12 protein-coding genes are annotated in these 11,478 nt (G+C 63.6%); 7 read left to right on the forward strand and 5 right to left on the reverse strand.

Annotated elements, in window-relative coordinates; genetic code table 11:
• A partial coding sequence (locus IAE39_RS27495) for an ABC transporter permease (RefSeq protein WP_201207632.1) occupies positions 1-2,456 on the reverse strand: 2,456 nt, incomplete at its 3' end.
• Positions 2,456-3,139, reverse strand: coding sequence for an ABC transporter ATP-binding protein (locus IAE39_RS27500; RefSeq protein ID WP_201207633.1), 684 nt, complete (start codon positions 3,137-3,139; stop codon positions 2,456-2,458). The genes IAE39_RS27495 and IAE39_RS27500, both read right to left, overlap by 1 nt.
• Positions 3,140-3,149: 10 nt before the next feature.
• Here IAE39_RS27500 and IAE39_RS27505 point away from each other — a divergent pair, with 10 nt between their 5' ends.
• The 3 genes from IAE39_RS27505 to IAE39_RS27515 all read left to right on the forward strand — a co-directional run bounded on the left by IAE39_RS27505 (position 3,150) and on the right by IAE39_RS27515 (position 5,196).
• On the forward strand, positions 3,150-3,755 hold the full coding sequence (locus tag IAE39_RS27505; protein WP_201207634.1) for an arylesterase: 606 nt from the start codon (positions 3,150-3,152) through the stop codon (positions 3,753-3,755).
• Between the two features lie 58 nt (positions 3,756-3,813).
• Positions 3,814-4,104, forward strand: a complete 291-nt coding sequence (locus IAE39_RS27510) for a hypothetical protein (RefSeq protein WP_110745001.1) — start codon at positions 3,814-3,816, stop codon at positions 4,102-4,104.
• 114 nt (positions 4,105-4,218) lie between these two features.
• On the forward strand, positions 4,219-5,196 hold the full coding sequence (locus IAE39_RS27515) for a L,D-transpeptidase family protein (RefSeq protein WP_201207635.1): 978 nt from the start codon (positions 4,219-4,221) through the stop codon (positions 5,194-5,196).
• 132 nt (positions 5,197-5,328) lie between these two features.
• Here the strand turns inward: IAE39_RS27515 and oprI are convergent, their stop codons facing one another.
• Positions 5,329-5,580 (reverse strand): outer membrane lipoprotei OprI, encoded by a 252-nt coding sequence (gene oprI, locus IAE39_RS27520; RefSeq protein WP_003259780.1) that lies wholly within the window; start codon positions 5,578-5,580, stop codon positions 5,329-5,331.
• A 508-nt stretch (positions 5,581-6,088) separates the two neighbouring features.
• Between oprI and IAE39_RS27525 the strand changes: the two genes are divergently transcribed.
• Positions 6,089-6,370 carry a GNAT family N-acetyltransferase gene (locus IAE39_RS27525; RefSeq protein ID WP_016500542.1) on the forward strand — a complete coding sequence of 94 codons (282 nt, stop codon included), beginning with the start codon at positions 6,089-6,091 and terminating at the stop codon, positions 6,368-6,370.
• A gap of 129 nt (positions 6,371-6,499) precedes the next feature.
• Here IAE39_RS27525 and IAE39_RS27530 read toward each other — a convergent pair whose 3' ends face one another.
• Complete coding sequence (locus IAE39_RS27530; RefSeq protein WP_201207636.1) at positions 6,500-7,576, reverse strand: 3-deoxy-7-phosphoheptulonate synthase; 1,077 nt, start codon at positions 7,574-7,576, stop codon at positions 6,500-6,502.
• A 233-nt stretch (positions 7,577-7,809) separates the two neighbouring features.
• Here IAE39_RS27530 and IAE39_RS27535 point away from each other — a divergent pair, with 233 nt between their 5' ends.
• The 3 genes from IAE39_RS27535 (at position 7,810) to cysB (ending at position 10,466) form a co-directional block, all read left to right on the forward strand.
• Entirely contained in the window at positions 7,810-8,754 is a 945-nt protein-coding gene (locus IAE39_RS27535) for a putative 2-dehydropantoate 2-reductase (protein WP_201207637.1), read from the forward strand.
• 112 nt (positions 8,755-8,866) lie between these two features.
• Positions 8,867-9,364, forward strand: a complete 498-nt coding sequence (locus IAE39_RS27540) for a universal stress protein (RefSeq protein ID WP_110745005.1) — start codon at positions 8,867-8,869, stop codon at positions 9,362-9,364.
• A gap of 127 nt (positions 9,365-9,491) precedes the next feature.
• Positions 9,492-10,466 (forward strand): HTH-type transcriptional regulator CysB, encoded by a 975-nt coding sequence (cysB, locus tag IAE39_RS27545; protein ID WP_010953293.1) that lies wholly within the window; start codon positions 9,492-9,494, stop codon positions 10,464-10,466.
• Positions 10,467-10,599: 133 nt separating this feature from the next.
• Here the strand turns inward: cysB and IAE39_RS27550 are convergent, their stop codons facing one another.
• Positions 10,600-11,334 (reverse strand): phosphoadenylyl-sulfate reductase, encoded by a 735-nt coding sequence (locus IAE39_RS27550; protein ID WP_110745006.1) that lies wholly within the window; start codon positions 11,332-11,334, stop codon positions 10,600-10,602.
• Between the last annotated feature and the right edge of the window lie 144 nt (positions 11,335-11,478).

The following is an 11,478-nucleotide window of genomic DNA, read 5'->3' on the forward strand; positions in this document are numbered from 1 at the left end:
CCCAGCACCCCCGCACCGCCCACCAGCAGCGCCCCCGCCAGCGGCAGCACCAGCAACCAAGAATGCGGGCTCCACTGCAAATCGAACGCATAGCGGTACAGCACCAGGGTAATCAGCTCACACCCTACCGCCGCCAATAGCCCGCTAGCCGCCCCCAGCAAACCGAACTCGATCCGTCGCGCCCTCACCAGCAGTGGCCGCGCGGCACCCAGTGCACGCAGCAGGGCGCCCTGGCGAATGCGCTCGTCCAGTGTCGCCTGCAAGCCGGCGAACAGCACCGCCAGCCCGGCCGCCAGCACGAACAGCAGCACATACTCCACGGCCAGGGTCACCTGGGCGAGGATGCTGCGCAACTGGTCGAGCAGCGCATCCACCTGCAGGATGGTCACCGCCGGGAATGCCCGTGACAGTGCCACCACATCCAGGTCATGCCCCGCTGCCAGGTAGAAGCTGGTCAGGTAGGTGGTCGGCAGCCCTTGCAGCGTGCCGGGCTGGAAGATCATGTAGAAGTTCGGCTGGAAGCTGTCCCAGTGCACGCTGCGCAGGCTGCTGACCCGGGCCTGGCGCTGCTGGCCGCCGATGTCGAAGGTGAGCAGGTCGCCCATTTGCAGTTTCAGGCTGCTGGCCAGTTCTGCCTCCACCGACACGCCGGGGATTTCGTCCCCGCTTGGCAGGGCTTGCCACCAGCTGCCCGCAGTCAGTTGGTTGCCCTCGGGCAATTCGGCGGCCCAGGTCAGGCTGAGGTCGCGCTGCACGGCGCGTTCACCCGCGGAGTCCTTGCTGACGATCTGTTGCACCGGTTGCTGGTTGATCTGCACCAGGCGCCCGGGCGTCACCGGGTACAGCGGCGCCGCCGTGGCGTTGACTTGCTGCAGGTGCCGAGCGAACGGCTCACGGTCATCCGGGAGGATGTTCAGGGCGAAATGGTTGGGTGCATCCTTGGGTAACTGCGCTTGCCAGGTGTCGAGCAGTTCTGCACGCAGCAGGGCGACCAGGGCCATGGCCAGCAGGATCAGGCCGAAGGCCAACGCCTGGCCAGCGGCCGCCATGGGGTGGCGCAGCAGTTGGCCCAGCCCCAGGCGCCAGGTGAGTGGCGCCCCGGCCAGCAGTTGGCGCAGGCTGCGCAAGCCGAGCAACAGCAGGCCGCCGAGCAGCAGCGCAGCGACCAGGCCACCACCGAGCAGGGCAAACGTGAGCAGCAAGTCGAGGCTCAGGCGCCACATGATCAGGCCCAGGGCAAACAGGGCAGCGCCATACACCAGCCAGCTGCTTGGCGGGATCGGCAACAGGTCGCGGCGCAGTACGCGCAGTGGTGGTACCTGGCCCAATGCCGCGATCGGCGGCAGGGCGAAACCGGCCAGCGCCACCAGCCCGGTAGCGATACCGGCCAGGGCCGGTACCACCCCGCCGGCGGGCACCACGCTGGGTAGCAGGCCGTGCAGCAGGCGGAACAGGCCCAGTTGGGCCAGCCAGCCGAGCAAGGCGCCGGCCAGTGCGGCGACCAGGCCAAGCATGGCCAGTTGCAGGCAATACAGGCCCAAGGCCTGGCGCCGCGATAGGCCCAGGCAGCGCAGCAGGGCGCTTGCGTCCAGGCGGCGTGCGGCGTAGCGGCTGGCCGACAAGGCGACGGCGACGCCGGCCAACAGCACGGCCACCAGGCTGGCCATGTTCAGGTAGCGCTCGGCCTTGCCCAAGGCACCACCGATCTGCTGGTTGCCATCGCGGGTATCGCGCAGGCGCTGGTTGGCCGCCAGGTCTTTTTCCAGCGCCTGGCGGTAGTGCGCCAGCGCTTCGGTATCGCCCCGCCACAGGTCGCGGTAGGTCACGCGGCTGCCTGGCTGGATCACACCGGTGGCTTCCAGGTCGGCCAGGTTGATCATTACCCGGGGGGTAAGGCTGTAGAAATTGTTGGCGCGGTCCGGCTCATAGGTGAGCACGCGGCTCATGCGCAGGGTTTTCATGCCAACGTCGATGCTGTCGCCGATCGCCAGCCCGAGTGCCGCCAGCAGGCGTGGTTCGACCCACGCCTCGCCAGGCGCCGGGCCGCCCCCCGGGGTTTCTGCGGCATAGGGCGCCGGGGCGCTGCGCACTTGCCCGCGCAGCGGGTAGGCGCCGTCGGCGGCCTTGACGCTGGACAGCTGGATGCCATTGTCACCACCGACCACGCTGGTGAACTCGACCACCTGCGCATGGCGCAAACCCAGCGCCTTGCCGGCATCGAGCTGTTGCTCACGGGCCGGGGCACTGCCCTGCAGCACCAGGTCGGCGCCGAGAAATTCGCTGGCACGCAGTTGCATGGCGCCATTGAGGCGCGCCCCGAAATAGCCGATGGCGGTGCTGGCCGCCACGGCCACCAGCAGGGCAAAGAACAGCACGCGCACTTCGCTGGCGCGTATGTCGCGCAGCAACTGGCGCAGGGCCAGGCCGCACAGGCGGGACAGCGGCATGTGGGTCATCAGGCCTCCACCGGCGCCACAAGGCGGCCTGCGTCAAGGCGGATCTGGCGCCGGCAGCGGCGGGCCAGGCGTTCGTCATGGGTGACCAGCACCAGGGTGGTGCCGCGCTCCTTGTTCAGCTCGAACAACAAGTCGCTGATGCGCTCGCCGGTATGGCTGTCGAGGTTGCCGGTGGGCTCGTCGGCGAACAGCACGGCGGGCTGCGCAGCAAAGGCCCGAGCAATGGCTACCCGCTGTTGCTCGCCGCCCGACAACTGGCGCGGGGTGTGGCTCAGGCGCTTGCCCAGGCCGACCCGCTCCAGCAGGGTGCGTGCGTGTTCCCGGGCATCGCGGCGGCCGTCCAGCTCCAGTGGCAGCATGACGTTTTCCAGGGCATTGAGGCTGTCGAGCAGCTGGAACGACTGGAACACGAAGCCCACCTGTTCGGCGCGTATCCGGGCGCGCTGGTCTTCATCCAGTGGCCCCAGGTCGTGGCCGGCAAGGATGACCTTGCCGGCACTGGGCTGGTCGAGGCCTGCGAGCAGGCCGAGCAGGGTCGACTTGCCCGAGCCCGAGGCGCCGACGATAGCCAGGCTGTCGCCTTGGGCCAGGTCAAGGGAGAATGCGTGAAGGATGGTCAGGTCACCTTCCGCGCTGGGGACCACTTTGCTAAGGTTCTGCGCAACGAGAATGCTGGGGCCCATGGAGAATCCGATGCGAGTGTGGTGGTTGAGTGCCGGTCTGGCCCTGTATTGCCTGGCCCAGAGCGCGGCGGCGGGTACACTGCTGGTTGTTGGCGATAGTATCAGCGCCGGTTTTGGCCTGGATAGCCGCCAGGGTTGGGTGTCTCTGTTGCAGACCCGGCTCAAGGACGAAGGTTTCGACGACAAAGTGGTCAATGCGTCGATCAGCGGTGACACCAGTGCAGGTGGCCAGGCGCGGCTGCCGGCGCTGCTTGCAGCGCATAAGCCGAGCCTGGTGGTGCTGGAGCTGGGCGGTAATGATGGCCTGCGCGGGCAGCCGCCGGCGCAATTGCAACAAAATCTTGCCTCGATGATCGAAAGCGCACGCCAGGCCGGTGCCAAGGTGCTGCTGCTGGGCATGCGCCTGCCGCCTAATTATGGCGTGCGCTACACCACGGCGTTTGCCAAGGTGTATGAACAGCTGGCCGCGGAGCAGCAGGTGCCGTTGGTGCCGTTTTTCCTTGACGGGGTAGGGGGCGTGCCTGAACTGATGCAGGCCGACGGCATCCACCCGGCCCAGGGTGCCCAGCAGCGACTGCTGGAAAATGCCTGGCCGGCGATAAAACCCTTGCTGTGACGCTTTAAACGGGGGCCGCTTTCGGCTAATGTTGCGCCCCCCGTTTCGAGTGCCCCCGATGCCGCGCCCTGCCTGGTCCCTGTACGCCTACCAACTGATCGAGCCTGATGAACAGCTCGACCTGTTTGCCTGCCAGGAAATCCGCGTCCACCTGGTGGCCCGCCAGCTTGAGCTGGGCGTGCCGGTCGATCGCACCCTGTGCGGTGGCCTGCTGCCGGCGCAGCCGCGCTGGTCGGGGGTGCCGCGTTCGATCTACCGCGATGGCCGCCTGTGCGACCTGTGCCGTGCCATCCTCGATGCCCAGCGGCGTGGCATGCGCCCGGTGTGGCCGGAGCTGCACGGCAGCTGAACGCCAGGCACCTTTCATCATCTGAAACGCTTGCTTCACGCCAATGCCTCCCCGCTTGCATCGGCGTGGGTGTACAATCGGTCCTCTTGACCCACCTTTCGAAGGATTTACCGGATGTTGCCGCGCTTTCCTGCCGTCACCCGTAGCCTGTCCCTGGCCGCCCTGCTGGTAGCGGGCCCCGCTGCTGCGCTGGAGCTGCCACTGCCACCGCCCGGTGAAGACATCGTCGGCCAGGTGCATACGATCCAGGCAAAGTACGAGGACACCTTCGCCGACATCGGCACTGCCAACGACCTTGGCTACCTGGAAATGATCGCGGCCAACCCGGGCGTCGACCCGTGGCTGCCGGGCGCCGGTACCGAAATCATCCTGCCGACCCGCTATATCCTGCCGCCGGGGCCGCGTGAAGGCGTGGTCATCAACCTGGCCGAGTACCGCCTGTACTACTACCCGAAAGGCCAAAGCGTGGTGTACACCTTCCCGCTGGGCATCGGTCGTGAAGGCTGGGGCTCGCCGATCGCCAACACCAAGATCACCGCCAAGACGCCGAACCCGACCTGGACGCCGCCCGCCTCCATCCGCAAGGAGCACGCGGCAGACGGTGACATCCTCCCGGCCGTGGTGCCGGCTGGCCCGGACAACCCGCTGGGGCCGTTCAAGTTCACCCTGGGCGTGCCGGGCTACCTGATCCACGGTTCGAACAAGAAGTTCGGTATTGGCATGCGCACTAGCCACGGTTGCTTCCGTATGCTCAACAACAACGTGCTGGAGCTGTCGAAGATGGTGCCGGTGGGTACGCCAGTGCGCATCATCAACGAGCCTTACAAGTTTGGCATCAGTGGCGGCAAGGTTTACCTGGAGGCGCACACGCCACTGGACGACCAGGGCAACCCGTCGGTGGTCGACAAACACACTGCAGTTATCAATGCCTTGCTCAAGCGTGAAGACCTGGCCAACAACCTGCGCATGAACTGGGACATGGTGCGTGACGTGGTGGCGGCCGAAGATGGTATGCCGGTAGAAATTGCCGTGCCGGTCGAGAACCCAGGGGCTGCGCCGATGGTTTCGAGTATGCCGCCAGAACTGCAGTAAGCTTTTTGCGACACACCCGGGCCCGCCTTAGTGCGGGCCTTTTCGTATCTGCCAGGCGCGCCGGTGTTGTTCGCAGGCAATAAAAAAGCCGACCCACAAGTGGGTCGGCTTCATAACAATCCGGGAGGATTATTACTTGCGGCTGGCTTTGTCCAGCATACGCAGAGCGCGCTCGTTGGCTTCGTCAGCGGTCTGCTGAGCCTTCTGAGCGGCTGCCAGTGCGTCGTCAGCCTTACGGTAGGCTTCATCTGCACGAGCTTGAGCGCGAGCTGCTGCGTCTTCAGTCGCAGTCAGACGAGCTTCGGTTTCTTTGGATACGCTGCTGCAACCGGTAGCCAGAACTGCGGCCAGAGCCAGAGCAGAGAATTTCAGAACGTTGTTCATCGTGTTCCCCTTCAAGGACTTTCTATTAAATAGCCATCTCTCGGAAAAGAGAAACTGGCCGGCGTACATAGTACTCATTACTTGTAGTAAGTAAACTGACTGAGCGCAAGAACTGCAAAAAAAATGTTGCTTGACGTCGCGCCGACAAGATTTGCGACGTGGCTGTGAAAAAAATGTGCAGGGTTCGCAAGCGATTGTAGTACAGGAACTTTTTTGTTGAACTAAGGGTGACTTTAACTGTCCTTTGGCGTCTTAAGCCCTAGAGCATCCGGCGCCTGTTAGGGCGGGCAGGGTAAAGTCGCCCTGATGGCGTTCTGGCCATTTTTAACCGTTGCCACCTTGAGCAATCCCGCTTGCCGCGCCTACTATCTTGTGAGTGCCGGAAGACCCGAACGATTGCAATCGTCCAGTGGTCGAAGGGGCAACAGGTGGCGTAGAGGATTCTGTGCCGGATTAACCACCATTGGTGAAGGTATGGGTCTGCCAAGAAGACCTGCGAGGAGTAGTGATGAGCGAAGCGTTGACCATCCACCATGACCAGGCCGGTCATCAGTTCGAGACCACCGTGGACGGTCATCGTGCCTATCTGACGTACATGGATCTGGGCAAGCAGACGCTGGACATCTATCGCACCTTCGTGCCCAACGCCCTGCGCGGCCGCGGGATTGCTGCTGCCTTGACCGAGCGGGCGCTGGAGTATGCCGAGCAGATGGGCTACACGGTGATCCCTTCCTGCTCGTATGTGGAGCGCTACATGGAGCGCCAGCAGCGGCATTCGAGCAAGGCCTGATTCTGTAAAAAGAGCGGGGCCGCTTCACGGCCCATCGCGACACAAGGCCGCTCCTACAGGGGATCGCATTTTCCTGTAGGAGCGGCCTTGCGTCGCGATGGGCCGTGAAACGGCCCCGCTTTTATTGCATTAGCCGCGCTTACGCTGCGGCAGCACATCCTTCAACTTGGCATGCATGCTGCGCAGGGTCTTCTCGGTAGCCGACCAGTCGATGCAGGAATCGGTAATCGACACGCCGTACTGCAGCTCTTCCAGGTTCTTTGGAATCGACTGGCAGCCCCAGTTCAGGTGGCTTTCGACCATCAGGCCGATGATCGACTGGTTGCCTTCGAGGATCTGGTTGGCGACGTTCTCCATCACCAGCGGTTGCAGGGCCGGGTCCTTGTTGGAGTTGGCGTGGCTGCAATCGACCATGATGTTGGCCTTGATCTTGGCCTTGGCCAGGTCCTGTTCGCACAGGGCAACGCTGACCGAGTCATAGTTCGGCTTGCCGTTGCCGCCGCGCAGTACCACGTGGCCGTAAGGGTTGCCCTTGGTGGTGACGATCGATACGCCGCCTTCCTGGTTGATACCCAGGAAGCGGTGCGGCTTGGACACCGACTGCAGGGCATTGATGGCGACGGTCAGGCCACCGTCGGTGCCGTTCTTGAAGCCAACCGCCGAGGACAGGCCCGAGGCCATTTCGCGGTGGGTTTGCGATTCGGTGGTGCGGGCGCCGATGGCCGACCAGCTGATCAGGTCCTGCAGGTACTGCGGGGAGATCGGGTCGAGCGCTTCGGTGGCGGTCGGCAGGCCCATTTCGGCCAGGTCCAGCAGCAACTGGCGGCCAATGTGCAGGCCGTCCTGGATCTTGAACGAGTCATCCAGGTACGGGTCGTTGATCAGGCCTTTCCAGCCGACGGTGGTGCGCGGTTTTTCGAAGTACACGCGCATGACCAGGTACAGCGTATCGGACACTTCTGCAGCCAGCACTTTCAGGCGCTCGGCGTATTCGTGGGCGGCTTTGATGTCATGGATGGAGCAAGGGCCGACCACGACAAACAGGCGATGGTCCTTGCCGTCGAGAATATTGCGCACCACTTCACGGCCGGCAGTCACGGTCTGCAGGGCCTTGGCGCTGAGGGGGATTTCCTTCTTGAGCTGATCTGGGGTGATCAGGGTCTCGTTGGAGGCAACGTTCAAGTCATCGATCGGTAAATCAGCCATCGTGTTACTCGTCAGGTCACGGGTGCCGGCCGCCAACTATCCCCGTGCGGCCCAGCAGCAAGAATAATCGCAGCGGGGAGCCGAACCTTAGCGCGTTACAGGTGGCGCGACAATGGGCTAAGCCCAGTCATCGTGGGGTTTTTCCCTGATCGAGGGGGTTGAGTACGGATGGGCTGCCCAGCGTTGCCCAACCCGTGTAAAAAGAGGGCTGACTTCAATGGCTGGAGATTGGCATGCGTTCGCACACACCTCGCATCGGCATCATTGGCAGTGGTGCCATTGGCGGCTTCTATGGGCTGATGCTGGCCAAGGCCGGTTTTGATGTGCATTTTCTGTTGCGCAGCGAGTACCAGGCAGTTTGTGAGCAAGGGCTGACGCTCAATAGTGCCGTGCACGGCGCGCTGCAGATGAAGGTGCAGGCCTACGCCAGCGCCGCCGACATGCCGCCTTGTGACTGGCTGCTGATCGGGGCCAAGGCCACCAGCAACGATCAACTGGCGCCGCTGATCGTCCAGGCCGCCGCGCCCGGTGCCAGGGTTGTGCTGTTGCAGAACGGCCTGGGCGTGGAGGAGCAGCTGCGCCCGGCCTTGCGCGGCGACATGCACCTGCTCGGCGGGCTGTGCTTCATCTGCGTCAACCGCGAGGCACCAGGGGTGATCCGTCACCAGGCGCTGGGCGCTGTGAACCTGGGTTATCACAGTGGGCCAGCCACGGATGGTGGCGCAGCACTGGTCAGTGAAGGCGCCGGGTTGTTTCAGGCGGCCGGCATCGATTCGCAGGCCATGCCGAACCTGGCGCTGGCACGCTGGCAGAAGCTGGTGTGGAACGTACCCTACAACGGCCTGTCGGTACTGCTGGGTGTCAGCACTACGCCGCTGATGGCTGACGGCCATAGCCGTGCGCTGATCCAGGCCCTGATGGCCGAGGTGGTGCAGGGTGCAGCGGCATGTGGGCATGTCTTGCCCGAGGGTTATGCCGAGCACCTGTTCCAGTTGACCGAGCGTATGCCCGATTACTGGCCCAGCATGTACCACGACCATGCCCATAAACGCCCGCTGGAGTTGCAGGCCATCTATGCCGAGCCGCTGGCACAGGCGAGGGCGGCCGGCTGCAGCTTGCCGCGCATGGAAATGCTGTATCAGGCGTTAGGGTTCATCGATAGCGGCCGCCCCGGTTAAGTGCGGGCTTGGCCTCAAGCCCGCGCCAGCAGTGCGCCAGACGGCGAAGCGTGGGTCTGGCGCGCTGCTAAGCTGAAGCTTGCTCTGCCGTTGCGGCAGTCGAGGAGGTCGAATGATCCGCTCCATGCTGTACGCCACCGACCTCGGTGTCTACGCCCCTTTTGTCATGCAGCACGCGCTGGCGCTGGCGCGTACCTTCGGCGCCGAGTTGTATGTGATCCATGCGGTCGAACCGATGGGCCAGTTCGCCGAATCCCTCCTGCAAAGCTACCTCGATGAGCAGACGCTCGACCAGCTGCACAGCCAGGGCGTCAACACGGTGATGGCGAACATAGAGCAGCGCGTGCTGGAGAGTTTTCGCGATGAACTGGGCGAGGAGGCCGACCTGGCGGTGATCAAGGCGGTGCGGGTACGCCAGGGCGACCCGGCGCAGGTGATTCTTGACCAGGCGCAGCGGCTCAGCGTCGACCTGCTGATTTTCGGCAGCCACAGCGCCGGTGCCGGCGTGGATGTGCCGCTGGGGCGTACGGCGGTGCGGTTGCTGCAGCTATCACCGGTACCGGTCTACATGGTGCCGTTGGCGCAGCATTTAGGGCGTAGGAAATCATGAAGCTGGCCGTAGGTCATTTCCGGGGCATGTAACAAAATAGTTCTAGATTTATTTCCAGAACCACTAATATAGTTATATATCGTCGCTGCCTGCTGCTGCGGACTCATCGCTGAACCGAGGGGAATCTATGAAGCTTCAACAACTGCGCTACATCTGGGAAGTGGCGCACCATGACCTCAACGTCTCCGCGACGGCGCAGAGCCTGTATACCTCCCAGCCAGGTATCAGCAAGCAGATCCGCCTGCTCGAAGATGAGCTGGGTGTCGAGGTTTTTGCCCGTAGCGGCAAGCACCTGACCCGCGTAACCCCGGCGGGTGAGCGCATCATCAATACGGCCGGCGAGATCCTGCGCAAGGTCGAGAGCATCAAGCAGATTGCCCAGGAGTTCTCCAACGAGAAGAAGGGCACGCTGTCCATCGCCACCACCCACACCCAGGCGCGCTACGCCTTGCCGCCGGTGATCAGCAGCTTTATCAAGCAGTACCCGGAAGTGTCCCTGCACATGCACCAGGGCTCGCCGATGCAGATTGCCGAAATGGCCGCAGACGGCACGGTCGACTTCGCCATCGCCACCGAGGCGCTGGAGCTGTTCGGCGACCTGATCATGATGCCGTGCTACAAGTGGAACCGCTGCGTGGTGGTGCCCCAGGGTCACCCGCTGGCCAAGCTGCCAAAGCTGACCCTGGAAGCCGTTGCCGAATACCCGATCGTTACCTACGTGTTCGGTTTTACCGGGCGCTCGAAGCTGGACGAAGCCTTCAACCATCGCGGCCTGACGCCGAAAGTGGTGTTTACCGCAGCCGATGCCGACGTGATCAAGACTTACGTGCGCCTGGGGCTGGGCGTGGGCATCGTCGCTGGCATGGCGGTGGACGCCAAGCTCGACAGTGACCTGGTGGCACTGGATGCCAGTGAGCTGTTCGAAGCCAGCATTACCAAGATCGGCTTCCGCCGTGGCACTTTCCTGCGTGGTTTCATGTGCGACTTCATCGAGAAGTTTGCCCCGCACCTGACCCGTGAGGTGATGGCCAAGGCCATTCAGTGCCATAACAAGCAGGAGCTGGAAGAGCTGTTCGAAGGCGTCGAACTGCCGGTGCACTGATCCGAAGTAGCGGGGGGCGCTTCGCGGCCCCTGTGGGAGCGGCTTTAGCCGCGAACACCGGCGAAGCCGGTGCCATACATTGCGTCGCCTTCTTCGCGGGTGAACCCGCTCCCACAACGGCCCTGCTACGATCTCAAGCCTTGCTGATCAGGTTGCCCGCGTGCAACCCGCATTCCTTCTGCGTCGACTCTTCCCACCACCAGCGCCCTTCGCGCTCATGCTGGTTCGGCAGCACCGGCCGGGTGCATGGCTCGCAGCCGATGCTGATGAAGCCTCGCTCGTGCAGGCTGTTGTATGGCAGCTCCAGCATGCGGATATAACCCCACACTTCTGCGCTGCTCATTTGCGCCAGCGGGTTGAACTTGTACAACGTGCGCTCGGGGGTGGAGAAGGCGCTGTCGATTTCCAGTGCCGCCACCTGGCTACGGGTGCCCGGGCTCTGGTCGCGGCGCTGGCCGGTGGCCCAGGCGCTCACGGTGGCCAGCTTGCGGCGCAGCGGCTCGATCTTGCGGATGCCGCAGCACTCGCCATGGCCGTCCTTGTAGAAGCTGAACAGGCCCTTGTCCTTGACGAACGGGTCGAGCTTGGCGCGATCGGGGCTGAGAATCTCGATCGGCAGGTTGTACTGCTCGCGTACCTGGTCGATGAACCGGTAGGTCTCTGGGTGCAGGCGCCCGGTGTCGAGGCTGAACACCTTGACCTGCTTGTTCAGTTTCCAGGCCATGTCGACCAGCACCACGTCCTCGGCGCCGCTGAAGGAGATCCACAGGTCGTCACCGAAGTGCTCGAAGGCGAGCTTGAGGATGTCCTGCGGGGACTTGTTGGCATAGGTCGCGGCCAGGGCGGCGACGTCGAAGGGTTGGCTCATCAGGCGGTTTCCATCTTGGCTGTGGCGCTGTGCGCTCGTAGTGGGGTGATGGTAACAAAAAAACGCGGGCTAGACGGGCTGATATCGGTGGTGGATTCTTCGCGGGTAAACCCGCTCCCACAGGTTGTGGGAGCGGGTTTACCC

The organism is Pseudomonas sp. S37 (assembly GCF_016658545.1).
Taxonomy (GTDB): Bacteria; Pseudomonadota; Gammaproteobacteria; order Pseudomonadales; family Pseudomonadaceae; genus Aquipseudomonas.